This window comes from Clostridium arbusti SL206, from assembly GCF_000246895.1.
Lineage (GTDB): Bacteria > Bacillota > Clostridia > Clostridiales > Clostridiaceae > Clostridium_I > Clostridium_I arbusti.
The window spans coordinates 1-19764 of record NZ_BAEV01000044.1; the positions used below are offsets into that span (position 1 = coordinate 1).

Consider the following 19764-nt stretch of genomic DNA (forward strand, 5'->3'; position numbering starts at 1 on the left):
CTATATATACTAATAATACTTTTAATTTCTCCTTACCTCTAGGAATAGGAATTCGAGAAATATTATTAATAAAATCAATATTTTATATTTTTAAATCAATACCACTTTTCTTCTCTAGCATCATTAATTCTATTAAATGAACTATCTGTGCTCCAGCCTCTACTGGTGGTGTTCCATTTTGGTATATATTAGAAACTACCGTTCTCTGAGATTCTGATTTTGAACTACTTGCTTCATATGCCATATAACTACTCATACTCTCACCCGTATCAAGTCCTGGACGCTCTCCTACAAGTAAAACTGTAATCTTAGCATTTAGTGCTTCACTTATTTTATCCATAGTAGCAACTCTAGCATATTTTACAAATATAGGAGTTCCCATCTTATAGCCTTTTGCTTTAAGTCCATCCCTCATTATATAATATATATCTTCTATATTTGCATTGATAGCTGGTGAACTTAATCCATCTCCGGCTATTATTTGGACATCTGGACTTTTTATGCAATTGTTTTTTATACACTCTATAGTCTCTTCAGAAAACTTTCTACCTAAGTCAGGTCTCTGTATATATTGCTCTTTATTCATAACTAAGGTTTTAACCTTAAAAAAATTAAGTTTGTCTATAATAGTTTCATCCACATAAGACCAAACAGCATCCATGGCTACTGCATGGTCTGCCCTTAATTTCAAAAGGGTTTTCGTCTTATATCTCGCGCCAGCCCTTCCAACACAAATTCTTGCATTAGTTGTTTTTTTCATATGCTTGTATACTTCGCAATCCATATTCATAACTTCACCTCATTCTAAGCCATCGCTCTTTTTAAAAATATAGCTGGATCTCCTGCCCTTTCTGTAAGCTTTCCGTCTTTTAAAATACCCAATTCTTCAAGTCTTTGTTCAAATTCTTTAATAGGTCTTTTACCCGATATTTCTCTTAAAGTTGCAATATCATGGTAACTTGTAGATTGATACATGAGCATTATATCATCAGCACATGGAACTCCCATAAGATACGTACAATTGGCATTTGTCAAAAGCATTGATAAATTATCCATATCATTTTGATCTGCTTTCATATGGTTTGTATAACATACATCAACTCCCATAGGTAATCCTGTAAGTTTACCCATAAAATGATCTTCAAGTCCAGCTCTTGTAACTTGACTTCCATTATATAAATATTCAGGTCCTATAAATCCAACAACTGTATTAACTAAAAATGGATTGTATCTTTTGGCAAATCCATAACATCTTGCTTCCATAGTAAGTTGATCTGAGCCATTATGACCATCAGATGAAAGTTCAGAACCCTGACCAGTTTCAAAATACATGAAATTTTCTCCCTTTGAACTTTTTCTTTCCTTCATAAGTTCATATGCTTCATCCATAAGAGCAATATTTATTCCGAAGCTTCTATTGGATATTTCTGAACCCGCTATACTCTGAAACATCAAATCCATTGGAACACCCTTTTTTAATACCTCCATTTGAGTAGTTACATGAGCAAGTACGCAATTTTGAGTTGGAATATCCCATTCAGTAGTAAATTCATTAAACTTTCTTAAAATTCTAGATACACTATCTATACTATCATTTACGGGGTTTAAACCTATTACAGCATCGCCTACTCCATAGCTCATTCCATCCATAACAGACGCCATTATTCCCTCTATGTCATCTGTTGGATGATTTGGCTGAAGTCTTGAGGAAAGAGTTCCTCTCTCTCCTATTTTTGTATTGCAAAAAGCTGTATTACTAATTTTCTGTGCTGCATATATAAGATCCATATTACTCATAAGTTTTGTAACTGCAGCTATCATTTCAGCTGTAAGTCCATCCCTTATTGATTTTATTTTTTCTTCTGAAGAACTAAGTATAAATTCTCTAAATTCTCCCACTGTAATAGATTTTATTTTACTATATTCATATTCATCCACTGAATCCTGTATAAGTCTTGTAACTTCATCATCTTCATAGGAAACAACTGGATTGTTTCTTAATTCTTCAAGAGTAACATCTGCTAATACAATTTTTGCGGCTATCCGTTCCTCCGTACTATCGGCTGCTATTCCTGCTAGTGAATCCCCTGATTTTTCCTCATTTGCTTTTGCCAGTAAATCCTTTATATCTTTAAATTCATAGATTTTATTAAATAATATTGTTTTCAAATTCATAAAAAATCACCCGTCTCATATATTTAAATTGCCTTATTTTCTTCCTGCACTGTTTCTATTGAACTAATATCTTTAGCTTCTGAAGCTGTAACCTTTGAATATACAAAATAATAAATAGCTGCAAGTACGTAAGCTCCAATTACAAAAGATACTGTTGAAGCATTGGAATATCCAACAGTTATTAGTAATATTCCATCTAATACAAGAGATATTACTGGTAAAGAATAGGCAACTTTATATGGTCTCTCTAAGTTTGGCTCCTTTTTTCTTAAAATCAACAATGAAATCATACTTACCGCATGAAGTGCAATTGCCCCAAAGCTTGATATTACTATAATTGTTGCAGTATTATTCAAGAGTACAAATAGCATACCTATAAGACTTGGTATAATTATAGCTGTAATTGGCGAACCTTTTTCATTTACCTTTGATAAGAATTTAGGTAAATATCTAGATCTAGACATAGCAAATATTTGTCTTGAATATCCCATTATTATTCCATGAAGGCTTGCTACAAGTCCAAATAATCCTATAAAACTCATTAATTTTGAAAACACATTTCCCTTTCCATAGATTGCATCCAAAACCTGTGGTAGTGGTGAATCAGTAGATCCCAAAACTTTAGCATCTAATACTCCAGCTGTACATATAAAAGTTATAAGGGCTAAAACCACAAGAGTAAGTATTGCAAGTATAAAGCCTTTAGGTACATCCTTTTTAGGATTTTTGCACTCCTCTGCTGACATAGCCCCACCTTCTGCAGCTAAATAAAACCATATTGCAAATGGAATTGCATTAAATACTCCCCTAAAACCTCCTCTAAAGGAATTCTGTCCTATTATTTTTGTAGTATCAATATGTGTAAAACTAGCACATGCAAATATTATAAGTCCTACAATGGCAACAATAGTTACTACAGTTTCAATGATAGCTGCAGTTTTAACACCTCCACAGTTTATAATTATAAAGATTGCATAAGTTATAAGTGCAGCTGGAACTATCGGCACTATCGGTATAATAAAATGAATATAAGCTCCAATAGATATAGCTATTGCTGGTGTTGCAAATAAAAACTCCATAATAGATGAAAACCCTGCAAAAAATCCTCCAAACCTTCCCATTGCTCTGCTTGCATATTCAGAAGATCCACCTGCATCGGGTATAGCCGTAGCTAATTCTGCGTAACTAAACATAAACGCAGTATAAAACAGTGTTACAATTCCTATTGCTATTATAAAACCTATAGGTCCTGCAAATGATAGTGCATTATTCCATCCAAAATACATTCCCGATATAACCATACCTACAATAATAGCCCAAAGTTGAAATGGGGATAGTGTCTTTTTTAATTTATTTTCCATTATAAATTTCCTCCTATTAACTATTAAAAATTAATGTTTTTACCATAACAGGTATGGCACCTGCTATAGGTCTTCCAATATCAATATAATCTCCGTTACTAGTTGAAATGCCATCTATACATACTATTTTTTTATACATTCCACATTTATTTCTTAAGATTTGTCCAAGAGCCTTTGCAAAATCATTTTCAGCAACAATTATTATTGGTTGATCTTTTAATTTTTGAAATGCCTTGCTTATCCCCCCGGCTATAGTCTGTATATTCTTATATGAAGGACTTTTTAATCCCTTAAATGCTATAGCAACAACTGCATATTCTGAATACAGTTTTATCTTATTAAAAATACCTTCACATAAAGATTTTTCATCTAATAATAAATTATCTTTGAGCTTTATTATAGGAATATTTTTAATAGGCAATATATTCTCATTAAAATCTATAGTACTTCCGCTTATTTTTATAGAGTGACTTCCAGCCCCTATTACAGTAGCCCTTATCTTTTCTTTTGGTTCTAAAATCTTACACCTGTATTTTTTTAAAATTTCTCTTATAGAAATTCCAATAATGGGACCTATATCTCCATACTTTAAAAGATCTGATAATGTGCTTACTTCATAATCACTGTATATGAATTCTGCAACACCACCTGAAAATATTAGAGTTTGAACTTTTATTTTTTTATTATCATGTTCAATAAAAAGATTTTTTTCTTCACATAATAAATTATTATTATTGCTGATTTTGAACAGAATATTTGCAAATGAATCTGCAAGTACTCTTAAATACTTAAGCTCAGGTTTAACTCCAATAGATATGTTTAATCCTAAACTACAAATTAATTTATTTATCTTATTAGAAATATAGATTACATTTCCTTCTTCATCAAACCGTAGAAGTCTTCCACCTATATTCAATGCGAAAGAATCTATCAGCTCTCCTTCAGAAAATATAGCTGCATTAGTAGTTCCTCCACCTATATCAAAGTTTATAACTTTATCTAAAGTATTTTTAGATATTTCAGCGCTTCCTGCTCCAAAACCTGCTAATACTGCTTCTAAGTCAGCTCCAGCAGTAGCTACTACAAAGTCTCCTGCAAAATCTGAAAGTACATTTAGAACCTGTTCAGCATTTTCTTTTTTAGAAGTTTCCCCTGTTATAATAATTGCTCCAGTGGAAATACTCTCTTTTTCTACACCTGCCATTCTATACTCTTCTAATATTATCTTCTTTAATTCTTTCAAATTTATCTTATCTTTAGATAACAATGGAGTAAAATATATTTTGCTTCTATAAATTATATTTTTCTCGGTAATCTTAATCTTTGGTACCAAGAAAGAACTGGCTGTATTTTGTACTGTGATTTCACTAAATATAATCTGTGTAGTAGTTGTACCAATATCAATTCCCACGCTTAATATTTTTTCTTGCATTATTTTTTAATTCATCTCCTCCTCTTTAATTTATACTCAAACTAAAAAAGAGCTTAAAACACCTTATATGTTTTAAGCTCCATTGCTTATTAAACTAATATTTATATTAAAAAGTTTATTATAATTATAAATTTAAATAAGTGCTCCGTTGCACTTCCTTTATAATTTAAAATAAGTCTACCATAATAATTTATCAATGTAAAGTATATTTTTATAAAGATATAATAAAATTCTATTATTTTTATTATTAATTATACATTTTTTATGTAATATTCCCTCTACAATGAAAATGTTTCAATCAAAGCAATATATTCCTATTCTTATAACATTCATTAGTATATATTTCTTTAATTGAAAGCTATATTATCAATTTAAAAATGAAAACATAGCTTTTGTGCCATTGATATTTGATTCAATATTCATATCTCCATTCAGTTTATCCTTTACTATACTTTTAACAATATCTAAACCAAGGCTTCCATGTTCTTTAGGATATTTATTAAAGCCTTGTCCACTATCTCTTACAGATATATTAGAATACATAATACCCTTTTTTATAACAATCTCTATATACCCCTGATTTTCTTTAACAAAAGCATGCTCAAGAGAATTTTCAATTAATTCATTTATAATAATAGCTATAAAAGTAGCTTTATCTGAGTCCACATATAAACTATCCCCTAAAAGTTTTATATCAATTTTTTTATTATATTGTATAGAATTTCTTATGGCATTATCTTTAATCTTACCTAATATAGTTTTTATGTCCACATCATCTATGCCATTTTGAGCTAATACCTCATGAGTTGCTGCTATACTCAGTATCCTACCTATGCTTTCATTAAAAGCATTTCTAGCTTCTTCATTATTTATTCGCCTTGATTGTAATCTTAAAATACTTGCTATAGTTTGAAGATTGTTTTTAACCCTATGATGAATTTCTCTTATAGCTACAGCCTTTAATATAAGTTGTTTTTCCTTCTCTCTTATATCTGTTATATCTTTAATCAGCATGATAACAGTACACTCATCCTTTGATTTTTTTGAAACTGCATATTTTATCTGCAAACAAAATTTTCCCATAGTTATTTCAAATGATATGGATTTATTTTTGCTTATTATGTTATTAAAATCAACTTTACTCAATACTAAATTGTTAAATTTCATTCCTATTATATTATCTTTATATCCAAGTTTTTTGTATAATTCCTCAGCAGTATGATTTGCATAAATAGAAATTGCATATTTATCAAATACAAGTATAGCATCATTAATAAGATTAAAATCAATGGTATTTCGTAAATCAGGTTCTTTTAGATTCATAATGGTTTGAGTTAATTGATCTGTAGTTTCTGATAATATTTCCATATTTCTATTTTTACTTATATCTTCCGTTATATCTTTTTCCATTATAAGTACTGCAATCACTTCACCTATTGTATTCTTGATAGGTACAGTATTCTGTTTTACTACTCTGTTTTCCTGAGTAATGGCCTTTAAATCAGAAGTTCCCATACCTATTTCAAGTGTTCTAAGCACAGCTGGCTCATTCTCTCTTAAAGCTAATTCACCAACTACTGAATTTTTATATAATGATAGGGTATTTGATGGTTTTGCCTCTGAAACTACAATAGCAGCACCTGAATCTCTAATTAAACAATCAATGAATATATCACCTTTCACTAAATTTGAAATGCTAGGAAGATGCTCTTCAATACTTTCTAATATGCATATGTCCTCTTTTGATAACTCAGTATGTTTTTCGCATAACTTCTTTAACATATTAATCTACCTTTCTGTAACGTTCAACTAAAATTTTTGAGGTTTCAAGAATTGAGCATTGCCTATCCATACTCAATTTTCTAATATGTTTATAAGCATCATTTTCCTTTATGGAATATTTATCCATCAAAAACTCCTTTGCCTTATGTATTATTTTAATATCTTGAACTCTTTCTTTAGCTTCAATAATTTCATTCTTAATGTTTTTTATTTCCTTCCCCTTTGAAATCGCAATTTCAATTTGAGGAATTAGATTTCTTTCATCTATGGGCTTTACTATATATCCAATAGCTCCTATTTCTTTAACCTTATCAATAAATTCTTTTCCACTATAAGCCGTAAGCATCATTATTGAATCTACAAGGTTTTCTTTAATTATAAGTTTACCTGCTTGTATACCATCCAATTTAGGCATCTTTATATCCATAAGTACTAAATCTGGTTTATGTATTCTGCATAATTCCACAGCTTGAAGTCCATCAGCAGCTTCTCCAACCACATTATATCCAGAAGACGTAAGCATTTCGGAAATATCCATTCTTGTAATAGGTTCATCTTCTGCTAATACTATTTTACTACTCATATTTAAAACCCCCTTAATAAAACTTTTAGGCATATGAAAATAAATAGTAAGTCAAATATACTAGCATACTGACTAGTTATTTATTTGAATGTGCCTTATAAGAATAATTATCATATAAATATATTGAAATTAATGAGTAACATAATAAAAATATTTTCCAAGTAAATACGCCAACGAATAAATAAGAAATATGATTATAACTCCATCATTTATGAGAAACTTTCTTATGTTAATCTTATTTAACCGCTTCAAAATTATGTCTACATGTTAATAGTGCAATATTTTTTTACATTATACTATATTTATATAATATAATACAGGCCTCTCCAATATAGAATAACAACTATTTTAATCGTCAATAATCCTAAGATTTTAGCATTTATAAATAAATTTTACTTCTATATGAACCTTTAAATTTTTTACTACATAATATATAAAGATATATTTTGTAGGAGTGATTTAATTGTATGATATAAAACCTAAAACCTTTGATTTAAAATCAGTTAATGGCATTTCAGCAAGACAATTAGATGAACATTATAAGCTATATGTGGGCTATGTAACTAACTTAAATAAAATCTGGAATACTCCATATATACCCAGTAATTATACTGATAGTAATCCAACTTATTCAAAAATGCGAAGTTTAAAACTCGGTGAAACATACTCATTAAATGGTGTAAAACTTCATCAACTTTATTTTCAAAATATGACCGGGGGCAACAACACTGCAAGTGGTCCTTTATTAAAAGCCATAATAGATCAATTTTCTTCTTATGATAATTTTATATCCTATCTAACAAATGTAGGTTTATCCATGAGAGGCTGGGCAATTCTTTCCATTGATTCTATAGATAATAGATTTCATATAATAGGAAGTGATTTACACGATACAGGTGCCGTATGGCTTTCATATCCACTACTAGTTATGGATGTTTATGAGCATGCATATTTTATGGATTTTGGGGCAGATAGAAAAAAATATATATCTACATTTATTAAAAACATAAACTGGAAGGTTTTAAATAATAGATTTGCAAAATATGTTTCTGCACTTCAGATTACAAATATGAAACGATACAATAAATATCCGTTTGAATTACCTTATTAATCTTAATGACTTTTATATAAAAATAAAAACTTATAATAAAAAGAGAAAAAGGAGTAACCTGTTTAAGCTTCTCCTTTTATCTCTTTTATCTATTTTTTGTTAAAGCATTGATTACTTTATCTGCTTGTTCTTGGGTAATAACTTTATCACTTACTAACTTATTTAGAGTATCCTTTTGTTTTTCTCCACTTTCTTCACTTATATTATCTATATTTGCTATAAGCGCATCTAATATTTTACTAGACTGATCTTTAGTTATTGTAGCATCGTTTACTAATGTTTGAAGTCCAGTTTCATAATTTTTCTTAATCTCATCCTTATTAGGCTGTTTTTCAACTAAATTTTGTGTTGAATTTTTAGAACTTGAAGTGTTTCTATTACCACATCCTGCAAATAAAAGTGTGGACATAACAAAAGCTAACAGTATAATAGCTGCCCTATTAAAAGTTTTAAACTTTTTCACTGTAAAGCACATCCTTTATAAATATTTAATTATATGTTTTATACACTATTAGTATGGTATGGTTTTATAGCATTTATACATGATATAAAAGTAATGAGATCCCTTTATTAAAAAGATAGACACCCAGTTAAATTGGAAAATATGAATTTCTGCTGAATATTCAATACTTCTTTAAGTTTTATTTCGAGTTCACCAACTTAAGAAAAGGTACACAATATTACACGTGTACCTTCTTTGCTATTTTAATGATAATTAAAATATTATTTCTGTTTAGTGGTTTCTGTAGACTTCAAACAATTAACTTCCAAAACAGCACCTTTGATTACATTAAAAATTTGTTCATCTGTGAGTCCTGTCTTGTCTTTAATTATTTCTAAAACTTTTGCGTGCTTAATTGTACCTTCCCATTTGTTCTCCTTACCTAACTGTTCTACTGCATTAACCGCATTTTTTACTACAGCTATATCTTTATTATATTTGTCTATATTAATCTTCTGTATTAACTGCTGTCTCTGTAGTTCCAGAAAATCTTTATGTTTATTATAGAATTTTCTAACGTAGTAGAGTGCAATACCTAATATTGTACTTATTATTACTTCTATAATTGGTGTTAGTACTTGGCTTATTAATATTTCTTTCATCTTCCAACTCCTCTGAACAATTTATTTTTGACAATTTAAAAACCATTATCCTATTAGCTTTTAAAAAAATCCCCACTCTATTTTTATTTAATAAAGTGAGAACTTATGCTATGCATTTTCTTAAACTACATATTGCCTTTAATATCTCCAAGCGACCGCTCTAAACCGCCTCTAAATTTATATCAAAAAACGAAAAAAGCCACTAAGATGTATTATTAAAAATACACCTTAATGACTTATCTATTAATTTAAATATTATTGTTATAAACTCAGTGTTTTCAAGGCTTCACGTTACCTCAAAAGCTATTCCCACTCAATGGTTGCAGGTGGTTTACTAGTAATATCATATACTATTCTGTTTACACCTTTAACTTCATTTACTATTCTTCTTGAAACTTCATCTAAGACTTCATAAGGAATTCTTGCCCAGTCAGAAGTCATTGCATCAGAACTTGTTACAGCTCTTAGTGCTACTGTATGACAATAAGTTCTTTCATCTCCCATAACTCCAACTGATCTTATGTTTGGAAGACATGCAAAGTACTGCCATATGCTTTCATCAAGATTTGCTTTTGCTATTTCATCTCTAAATATAGCATCTGCTTCTCTTACTATTTCAAGCTTATCTTCTGTTATTTCTCCAAGAACTCTTATACCAAGTCCTGGTCCTGGGAATGGCTGTCTCCAAACTAATTTATGAGGTATTCCAAGTTCTTCTCCTACAGCTCTAACTTCATCTTTAAAAAGTTCTCTAAGTGGTTCTATTAGTTTGAATTCCATATCTTCTGGAAGTCCACCTACGTTATGATGACTTTTTATTGTTGCTGAAGTAGCAGTACCACTTTCAACTACATCTGGATAAATTGTTCCCTGAACAAGATAAGCTATATCTCCTAACTTCTTTGATTCTTCTTCAAATACTCTTATAAATTCTTCACCTATAATTTTTCTCTTCTTTTCAGGATCACTAACTCCTGAAAGTTTAGTTAAAAATCTATCTTTTGCATTTACCCTTATAAGATTCATATCAAATTGTTTTCTAAAGATATGTTCAACTTGATCTCCCTCATCTTTTCTAAGAAGACCATGATCTACAAAAATGCAAGTTAGTTGTTTACCTATAGCTTTATGCACAAGTACTGCAGCTACTGAAGAATCAACCCCACCAGAAAGAGCACAGATAACTTTTCTATCTTTAACAATTTCTTTAATTTGTTTAATTTTTTCTTCAGCAAAAGAAGACATTGACCAATCACCTTTTAAATCACAAACCTTAAATAAAAAATTAGCTAACATTTCTTTTCCAAAAACTGTGTGCTCAACTTCAGGATGGAATTGAACTCCATATATATTCTTTTCTTCATTTACCATTGCCGCTACAGGACATTGTTTAGTAGTTGCTATTATTTTGAAATCTGCTGGCGGTTCTGATACATAATCTGTATGACTCATCCAAGCTATATTATTTTCTTCTATTTTATCAAAGATTTTGCAATCCTTAGAAAGATTAAGTTCAGTCTTTCCATATTCTCTGATTTCTGCACTTTCTACTTTACCACCTAGTGTATGAGTTATAAGCTGATGACCATAGCATATACCAAGTATTGGAATTCCAAGATCAAATAATTCCTTATCAACCTTTGGTGTATTCTCACCATAAACACTATATTGACCTCCAGTGAAAATTATTCCCTTTGGATCCTTTTCCTTAATTTTATCAATAGAATATGTGTATGGAACTATTTCGCAATATACATTATGTTCTCTTACTCTTCTAGCAATAAGCTGACTGTATTGACCACCAAAATCTATAACTAAAACAAGTTCTCTTTTCATATTTTCCTCCGAATTTTTTTATACTTAACGCAGTATGATATAAAATAGACTAGCATACTCACTAGTTATTTCTTTGAATTTGCCTAACATCATAATAAGCTATTAATATATAATTATCCATTCACTATATTTATGAATGGATAACCTACACTAATAAACTTATTATAATACTTAACTTATGTCAATGGGTAACTAAACTTTATTGATTAACACTGTAATTAGGTGCCTCTTTTGTTATAGATATATCATGAGGATGACTTTCTCTTAATCCAGCAGATGTCTGAACCACAAAGTTTGCAGTCTCATACATAGTGTGTAAATCTATAGCTCCTAGATATCCCATACCTGAACGAATACCTCCTACAAGCTGATAGATTGTATCTACCACCGATCCTTTAAATGGCACTCTTCCTTCAACGCCTTCTGGTACAAGCTTCTTATTTCCTTCTTGGAAATATCTATCCTTACTTCCATTTGCCATTGCAGCCAAAGAACCCATACCTCTGTATACCTTATAACTTCTACCTTGATATATTTCTATTTCTCCTGGTGCTTCTTCGCATCCAGCAAACATTGATCCTAGCATAGCTACGCTGGCTCCTGCTGCAAGTGCTTTAACTATATCTCCTGAATACTTTAGTCCACCATCTGCAATTACAGGTACTCCATATTTGTTTGCAACTTCAACACAATCCATAACTGCTGTAAATTGTGGTACTCCTATTCCTGAAACAACTCTAGTTGTACAAATAGATCCCGGTCCAATACCAACTTTTACACAGTCAACACCAGCTTCTATAAGATCTTTTACAGCTTCTCCCGTTGCTATATTTCCTGCAATAATTTGAATATCAGGATACTTAGCTTTTATCTTCTTAACAGCTTCAACTACCCCTCTTGAATGTCCGTGTGCAGTATCAAGTACTATAACATCAACATGTGCTTTCACAAGTGCATCTACTCTTTCCATCATGTCTCCAGTAACACCTACACCAGCACCACACAAAAGCCTTCCCTGTTTATCCTTTGCAGCATTTGGAAATGCCTTAACTTTTTCTATATCCTTGATTGTAATAAGTCCCTTTAAATAATTATTTTCATCAACTAAAGGAAGTTTTTCAATTTTATGTTTCTTTAATATTTCCTTTGCTTCTTCTAATGTAGTATTTTCAACTGCAGTTATAAGTCCCTCTGAAGTCATAACTTCTGAAATAGCTCTCTTATAGTCATTCTCAAACACTATATCTCTATTTGTAATTATACCTACTAATTTTCCTTCTACAGTTACTGGAACACCAGAAATTCTATACCTAGACATTAAATTTAGAGCATCTTCAATTATATTTTCAGGTGCTAATGAAAACGGATTAGTTATTACTCCATTTTCTTGTCTCTTTACTCTATCTACTTCTAAAGCCTGCTCATCAATTGTCATATTCTTGTGAATTATACCAATACCGCCTTCTCTTGCCATAGCAATAGCCATTTTAGATTCAGTTACGGTGTCCATACTTGCACTCATAAGTGGTATATTTAATTTTATATTTTTAGTAAGATTGGTGCTAAGCTTGGTTTCCCTCGGTAAAATTTCAGATTTATTAGGTACTAACAAAACATCATCAAAAGTATAGGCTTGTTTTAAAATTTTAGCCATTATTAACATCTTCCTTTCATTGCATTTCACAAATTATTATAGTCAAAAAAGCGTGCCAATTCCATTAAGGCATATTTATTTTCACATGCCTAAGTGAAAATCAGTACGCCAAAAAAAGTTCCAATAAGAGGCTTACTTAAAAATCACCCATAGTCGGAATTTACGGTTTCCGGTAGAAACTCCTCGCCATATTCAAGGTATATATGAGATTAAATATTCATTTCTTTTCTTTAATAATAACACTTATTTTATTTAAAATAAGCAAGTTTGTCAATTGAAAAAATTTCCATATAAACAAAGTAAAATCATCTACAGTTTATACATTTTGCTAAAATCACTAAAATTATAACAAATCTTTGAATAAATAATATTTAATTTGCAATTTTACATACAGAAGCTAAATTTTTATAAAGAAATAGTTTATTTTTAATAAACTATTTCTTTATAATTTTTTACATAAAAAATATCTCGTAAAATTAATTTACGAGATATTTTTAAGTTTTTAACTAAATTAATACATTCCGTCCATTCCCATTCCTGGAGCTCCTGGCATTGGTGCAGGATTCTTTTCAGGAATTTCTGCAACTACACCTTCAGTTGTTAAGAATGTAGAAGCTACAGATGCTGCATTTTGAAGTGCTGATCTTGTAACCTTAGTTGGGTCTACAATACCTGCTTTTATCATATCTACATATTTTTCACGAAGAGCATCAAAACCGATTCCCTTTTCGCTGCTTATGACTTTTTCTATTATTACAGAACCTTCAAGTCCTGCATTTTCTGCTATTTGTCTTACTGGTTCTTCAAGTGCTTTTACTATTATGTTTATTCCAACTTGAATATCTGGTTCTTCATCAGTAAGCTCTTTAATTTCTGGTAATATGTTTAAGTAAGCTGTACCACCACCAGGTACTATACCTTCTTCTACAGCTGCTTTTGTTGCTGCAAGAGCATCTTCTATTCTTAATTTTCTTTCCTTAAGTTCTGTTTCAGTAGCTGCTCCTACTTTTACTACAGCAACTCCACCTGCAAGTTTTGCAAGTCTTTCTTTATATTTTTCTGTATCAAAATCTGAAGTTGAAGCTTCAATTTGAGCTTTTATTTGAGAAATTCTGTATTTTATAGCTTCTTTATCGCCTTTACCATTTACTATAGTAGTATTTTCTTTTGAAACTTTAACACTTTCAGCTCTTCCAAGTTCTTCTAAAGTTACATCTTTAAGATCTTTTCCTAATTCTTCTGATATAACTTCACCACCAGTTAGAATAGCGATATCTTTAAGCATATCTTTTCTTCTATCTCCAAAGCCAGGAGCCTTAACACCTACACAAGTAAATGTTCCTCTTAGTTTGTTTACAACAAGTGTTGTAAGAGCTTCTCCTTCTATTTCTTCAGCAACTATTAAAAGTTTCTTTCCTAGTTTAACTATTTGCTCTAAGATTGGAAGTATTTCTTGTATGTTTGCTATTTTTTTATCTGTTATTAATATATATGGATCATCAAGTGATGCTTCCATTTTCTCTGTATCAGTAACCATATATGCACTCAAATATCCTCTATCAAATTGCATACCTTCAACTATGTCTAATTCAGTTCCCATAGATTTTGATTCTTCAACAGTAATAACACCTTCATTACCTACTTTTTCCATAGCATCTGCTATAAGCTTTCCTATGTTTTCATCACTAGCTGAAATAGCTGCAACTCTAGCTATATCTTCTTTTCCACTTATAGGTTTTGAAAGTTCTTTTAGATTCTTAATAGTTTCTTCAACAGCTTTATTTATACCAGTTCTTATAAGCATTGGATTAGCTCCAGCTGTAACATTCTTTAATCCTTCTCTTATTATTGCTTGTGCTAATAGTGTAGCTGTTGTAGTACCATCTCCTGCTACATCATTAGTTTTTGTAGCAACTTCTTTTACTAATTGTGCTCCCATATTTTCATATGGATCTTCTAATTCTATTTCTCTTGCAATACTAACACCATCATTTGTTATAAGTGGTGAACCAAATTTTTTATCAAGAACCACATTTCTACCTTTTGGTCCAAGTGTTACTTTAACTGTATTAGCAAGTTTGTCTACACCTGCTTGCATAGATCTTCTGCCTTCTTCGCCTAATAATATACTTTTAGCCATATATAAATACCTCCAAACAATTTTAATATTTTCAATTGAATTTTATTTTAATAATTAATCTTCTACAACGCCAAGTATGTCGTCTTGTTTTACAATTAAGTATTGTTCTCCATCAAGTTTAACTTCATTTCCACTATATTTTGAGAAAAACACCTTATCATTAGCTTTTAATTCCATTTTAATTTCTTTTCCATCTACATATCCACCAGGTCCTACTGCAATAACTTCCGCTAATAATGGTTTCTCCTTAGCAGCTCCTGTTAAAACAATTCCGCTTTTTGTTGTTTCCTCTGCTTCTAATCTTTTAATAACAACTCTGTCTCCAAGTGGTCTAATTTTCATCTTTAAACCCTCCTCAATTTATTAAAAAAATTTATTATACTTTATCTGTTAGCACTCATTACACTTGAGTGCTAATACAATTATTATAATAGTTAATACTATTTATATAATCAACTACTAAGTTTAAACCAATACGCTGAATTATGGCAATTAATAGAAATTACGTCTCAATACATCTTTATATTGCCTAATTTCTCTTATTTGCTCCATTTTTCTATTATACAAATATTAAAAGCACAAAAATGCCTATTTTACTTGATATTTTAATAAAAAATTCATCAAACCTATATTAATACTGCCCGTAAATGGGTATAATTATAGCTATAAATTTATTATTATAGGAGATATTTATGCATAAACGAAAACTTTTTTTACTTCAACTGATTATGTCATTGCTTATATTTTTAACTACAATTGTAATTTTCACTAAAATAATTTCTAATTTTAAGCCTCTCTATTATTACGATATAGTAAAATTAGACATAGAGAAATTATCCGGATTAAATGTAGACACAATAAAAATTAATTATAATTATATAATTAATTTTCTAAATCTAAGCAATCCTTCAGATTTTAAACTCCCAACACTAAATTCATCTGTGGATGCTAAAATACATTTTTTTGAAGTACATGGAATTTTTAAATCTTTAAATTACTTCTTGTATTTTTCTTTATTATTTATCATTATTTCATTTATTATTACTATTAAAAATAAAATATATTTGTATCTAAAAATATCAGGAATAAGCCTTATGGCTTTACCTTTAATTTTAATACCGATATTTGTAACAAACTTTACAGCTTATTTTGATGATCTTCATAAAATCTTATTTAGAAATGACTTTTGGCTATTTGATCCAAATACTGACCCTGTGATATTAATCTTACCAGAATCATTCTTTATGCACTGTTTAATGTTAATAATACTATTGTCATTTTTAACAGGCTTAATTTTATACATAATTTACAGAATCATAAACAAACGGAATTATAATAAAAATACGTTTAGGTTATTTTCATAATAAACAAAGTAAAGGATTCAATATGAAAATTCAACTTAATTTCACATTGAATCCTTTACTTTCAATAATGATAATTATAGTGAAATAAACTTAATAAGGCATGTGAAAATAAATAACAAGTCAAAGATGCGACGTCTATTTTGAAATATACAAGGAAACAGGTTCTGATGATAGTGGTGCTATCAGAAGGTTCTATTAACGTAGTATAATTCAAAATAGACTAGTATACTGACTAGTTATTTATTTGAAGATACCTAACTAAACTAATTGATTATACATAAGACACACTTTATATTATATATAAAATACATATTTATATTCCACTAATTTTTCTAATGTAAAATTGGCTAGTAATAAAAAATAATTGTTTTTAATAGTATAATGATCAAAAGCTGTCTCACTATTCATATTTATGCATAGTGAGACAGCCCCTTACAAAAATCATTTAATAAATAAGTATCCTACAAAACTTAGCCCTTGATTTTCAAAGGATTCCTATACATTTATATTATTTTCCCTTGCATAGTAAAATAAATACTGCTGAGCAAATCCAGACAAATTTCCAAATTTATCTCTACCAAACTCCCTTATTTTCTTTAGTGACACATCTGGTGCAACATAAAAATGCATCATTGCTCTCTTAACCCATACATCTACCGGAAAAGCTGAATATTTTTCCATAGAAAATAGCATTATACAATCGGCTACCTTTGGGCCTACTCCCATAAACTTTTGCAATTCTATATGACATTTGTCGTCATCACAACTGTATATATACTCTAAAATATTATCACTGGCATAAACTTTTTCGCAAGTATCCTTTATATACTTTGCTCTAAATCCTACTCCACAACCTTCAAAATCTTCTATAGTCTTATCCTGAAGATCCTCAACCTTTGGAAAAGTATAATAAATATCATCTTTATATTTTATTTCTTTACCCCATTTTTTACTTATGGTATTTATCTCTCTTTTTATCATCGGTATTCTGTTATTTGCAGAAATAATGAATGATATAAGAATTTCAAAGGGCTCTTGCTTTAAAATTCTTATCCCATTTCCAAAATCCACTGATTTTTTTAATAGTGGATCCTCGCTAAGCTCTTCTTTTATTTCCTTGTAATCTCTACGCAAATTAAAATAATCTAGCCAAATATTATTGAATTCTTCTTCTGTAGTATTGTATATAACTAAATTATTATCTTTCTTTTCTACTTCAATTACCTTACCAAAGGCAACTCCAATAAAAGTACCCTGCTCTGTTTTGTTCCACCTAAAACATTGACCACATTCAAATACATGCTCTAATTCAAAATTCTTAATATTTTTGATTAATACATAATTATCTTTACTCTCAACATTTTGAAAATCCATATTACATCCTCTTTTCAACAAACACAATGTAGATCATTTATACTCATCTATTAATTGTTCCAAAACCTCTGCTGCAGTATACATAATTTTGCTACATCTTTCTTCGTAAGTTGCAAATTTGTCCTTTAGCTCAATACAATTCTTTCCACCTAGAATAGACTGAAATCTTTCAAAAAATTTCATAGATAATTTCTTTATTTTTATACTTTCATGAGCTCTATCCTCAACAAAGATAATCCCAAGCACAGCTAGTGATCCAGTTATAGCACCACATACATCCCCTATTCCCATGCCACCACCAAAGGCTGCAACTGATTTTAAAGCCTTCTTATCAAGATTAAGATCATATCTGTCATTTGCTGCATAAAGTATTGTTTCCGCACAGTTTAAATCGTATTCCGCACCATAGTATTTCTTAACGTAATCTACAAACAATAATAACACTCCATTTCTTCTATAATATGTTTATTTACTTAGGTCTTCATGGATAGCTTTTGCTGCTTTTTTGCCTGCACCCATCGCTAATATTACAGTTGCTGGACCTGTTACCACATCTCCACCTGCATATACTCTTTCTCTTGAAGTACGTCCAGTTTCTTCGTCAATTACTATAAGATTTTTTCTATTTACTTCAAGTCCATCTGTAGTTTTGTTAATTAAAGTATCAGCTCCAGATCCAATAGCCATAATTACCATATCTACATCTAGAACAAATTCTGAATTTTCTATGGGAACTGGTCTTCGTCTTCCTGATGCATCTGCTTCACCAAGTTCCATTTTGATACATTTTATTCCATTTACCCAACCTTCTGAGTCTCCTAAAATTTCAATTGGATTTGTCAAAAGATGAAATTGAATTCCCTCTTTTTTTGCATATTTAACTTCTTCAACTCTTGAAGGAAGTTCTTCCTCTGATCTTCTATATATAAGGTGTGACTCTGCACCAAGTCTTAGAGCGGCTCTTACAGCATCCATAGCTACGTTTCCTCCACCTACTACAGCTACCTTTTTACCTACTACAACAGGTGTTTTATAATCATCTCTATAGTCCTTCATAAGATTGTTTTTAGTTAAGAACTCATTAGCAGCTACCACTCCATTAAAATTCTCACCAGGAATACCCATAAAATTAGGCACGGCCGCTCCTGTTCCAATAAATACAGCCTCAAAACCTTCTTCACTTAAAAGCTCATCTATAGTAACAGTTCTACCGACATAGACGTTTGTCTCTATTTTAACACCTAGTTTCTTTACATTATCTATCTCATGTTTAACAACAGTTTCTTTAGGTAATACAAACTCTGGTATACCCCATACTAAAACACCACCAGCTTCATGTAATGCTTCAAATATAGTTACATCATAGCCAAGCTTTGCTAAATCTCCTGCGCAGGCAATCCCCGCAGGGCCGCTACCTACCACCGCTACCTTTTTGCCATTACTTTCTACCTTTTCATTGAAGTCTACATTATTCTCTCTGCACCAGTCAGCTACAAATCTTTCCAGATTACCTATAGATATTGGTTCACCTTTAATTCCAAGTACGCATCCACCTTCGCACTGAACTTCTTGAGGACAGACTCTTCCACATACTGCCGGTAAAGAACTTGTTTCAGCAATTATTGCTGCTGCTTTTTTAAAATCTCTTTCTCTTATACATTTGATAAAAGCAGGTATTTTATTGTTAACTGGACATTTCCCTACACATCTTGGATTCTTGCATTGAAGGCATCTATTTGCTTCATTTACTGCATCTTCCTCATTGTAACCTAAGCAAACCTCATCAAAATTTTTAATTCTAGTATCTACATCCTGTTCATGAGCAGGTGTTCTTTGTAATTTATTCAT

Annotated in this window: 17 protein-coding genes and 1 riboswitch; of the genes, 2 read left to right on the forward strand and 15 right to left on the reverse strand. The window is 30.4% G+C overall.

Going from position 1 to position 19764, the window contains the following annotated elements:
- Nucleotides 1-82: 82 nt before the first annotated feature.
- From eutC to RH99_RS09515, 6 genes are all read right to left on the reverse strand, one after another.
- Nucleotides 83-790, reverse strand: coding sequence for an ethanolamine ammonia-lyase subunit EutC (gene eutC / locus RH99_RS09490; protein WP_010237038.1), 708 nt, complete (start codon nt 788-790; stop codon nt 83-85).
- A 14-nt stretch (nt 791-804) separates the two neighbouring features.
- Nucleotides 805-2175: an ethanolamine ammonia-lyase subunit EutB gene (locus RH99_RS09495; protein WP_010237041.1), complete on the reverse strand. Its 1371-nt coding sequence runs from the start codon at nt 2173-2175 to the stop codon at nt 805-807.
- Between the two features lie 23 nt (nt 2176-2198).
- Nucleotides 2199-3536, reverse strand: a complete 1338-nt coding sequence (gene eat, locus RH99_RS09500) for an ethanolamine permease (protein ID WP_010237043.1) — start codon at nt 3534-3536, stop codon at nt 2199-2201.
- Between the two features lie 16 nt (nt 3537-3552).
- Nucleotides 3553-4968 (reverse strand): ethanolamine ammonia-lyase reactivating factor EutA, encoded by a 1416-nt coding sequence (locus RH99_RS09505; RefSeq protein WP_010237045.1) that lies wholly within the window; start codon nt 4966-4968, stop codon nt 3553-3555.
- A 366-nt stretch (nt 4969-5334) separates the two neighbouring features.
- Nucleotides 5335-6750 (reverse strand): GAF domain-containing sensor histidine kinase, encoded by a 1416-nt coding sequence (locus RH99_RS09510; RefSeq protein ID WP_010237049.1) that lies wholly within the window; start codon nt 6748-6750, stop codon nt 5335-5337.
- Between the two features lies 1 nt (nt 6751).
- On the reverse strand, nt 6752-7333 hold the full coding sequence (locus RH99_RS09515) for an ANTAR domain-containing response regulator (RefSeq protein ID WP_010237051.1): 582 nt from the start codon (nt 7331-7333) through the stop codon (nt 6752-6754).
- 463 nt (nt 7334-7796) lie between these two features.
- On the opposite strand from RH99_RS09515, the gene RH99_RS09520 reads away from it, so the two are divergent.
- Entirely contained in the window at nt 7797-8444 is a 648-nt protein-coding gene (locus RH99_RS09520; protein WP_010237054.1) for a superoxide dismutase, read from the forward strand.
- Nucleotides 8445-8529: 85 nt separating this feature from the next.
- On the opposite strand, the gene RH99_RS09525 is transcribed toward RH99_RS09520, so the two are convergent.
- From RH99_RS09525 to RH99_RS09550, 6 genes are all read right to left on the reverse strand, one after another.
- The gene (locus RH99_RS09525; RefSeq protein WP_010237056.1) at nt 8530-8907 is read right to left on the reverse strand and encodes a hypothetical protein; all 378 of its coding nucleotides are present in this window, start codon (nt 8905-8907) and stop codon (nt 8530-8532) included.
- Between the two features lie 260 nt (nt 8908-9167).
- Nucleotides 9168-9548, reverse strand: a complete 381-nt coding sequence (locus tag RH99_RS09530; RefSeq protein WP_010237058.1) for a phage holin family protein — start codon at nt 9546-9548, stop codon at nt 9168-9170.
- Between the two features lie 303 nt (nt 9549-9851).
- Entirely contained in the window at nt 9852-11384 is a 1533-nt protein-coding gene (gene guaA, locus RH99_RS09535; RefSeq protein WP_010237060.1) for a glutamine-hydrolyzing GMP synthase, read from the reverse strand.
- Nucleotides 11385-11583: 199 nt separating this feature from the next.
- Nucleotides 11584-13038, reverse strand: coding sequence for an IMP dehydrogenase (guaB, locus tag RH99_RS09540; RefSeq protein ID WP_010237063.1), 1455 nt, complete (start codon nt 13036-13038; stop codon nt 11584-11586).
- A 130-nt stretch (nt 13039-13168) separates the two neighbouring features.
- Nucleotides 13169-13265: riboswitch (purine riboswitch) on the reverse strand.
- Between the two features lie 284 nt (nt 13266-13549).
- Nucleotides 13550-15178 carry a chaperonin GroEL gene (gene groL, locus RH99_RS09545; RefSeq protein ID WP_010237065.1) on the reverse strand — a complete coding sequence of 543 codons (1629 nt, stop codon included), beginning with the start codon at nt 15176-15178 and terminating at the stop codon, nt 13550-13552.
- A gap of 54 nt (nt 15179-15232) precedes the next feature.
- On the reverse strand, nt 15233-15520 hold the full coding sequence (locus RH99_RS09550) for a co-chaperone GroES (protein WP_010237067.1): 288 nt from the start codon (nt 15518-15520) through the stop codon (nt 15233-15235).
- A 386-nt stretch (nt 15521-15906) separates the two neighbouring features.
- Here RH99_RS09550 and RH99_RS09555 point away from each other — a divergent pair, with 386 nt between their 5' ends.
- Nucleotides 15907-16542: a TIGR01906 family membrane protein gene (locus RH99_RS09555; RefSeq protein ID WP_243441481.1), complete on the forward strand. Its 636-nt coding sequence runs from the start codon at nt 15907-15909 to the stop codon at nt 16540-16542.
- A 495-nt stretch (nt 16543-17037) separates the two neighbouring features.
- On the opposite strand, the gene RH99_RS09560 is transcribed toward RH99_RS09555, so the two are convergent.
- From RH99_RS09560 to gltA, 3 genes are read right to left on the reverse strand one after another with little or no spacing between them, the layout of a single operon-like run.
- A complete protein-coding gene (locus tag RH99_RS09560; RefSeq protein WP_010237071.1) occupies nt 17038-17916 on the reverse strand; it encodes a DNA-3-methyladenine glycosylase family protein in 879 nt (292 codons plus the stop codon).
- Between the two features lie 33 nt (nt 17917-17949).
- A complete protein-coding gene (locus RH99_RS09565; protein WP_243441482.1) occupies nt 17950-18360 on the reverse strand; it encodes a C-GCAxxG-C-C family (seleno)protein in 411 nt (136 codons plus the stop codon).
- Between the two features lie 21 nt (nt 18361-18381).
- Nucleotides 18382-19764 carry an NADPH-dependent glutamate synthase gene (gltA, locus tag RH99_RS09570; RefSeq protein WP_010237075.1) on the reverse strand — a complete coding sequence of 461 codons (1383 nt, stop codon included), beginning with the start codon at nt 19762-19764 and terminating at the stop codon, nt 18382-18384.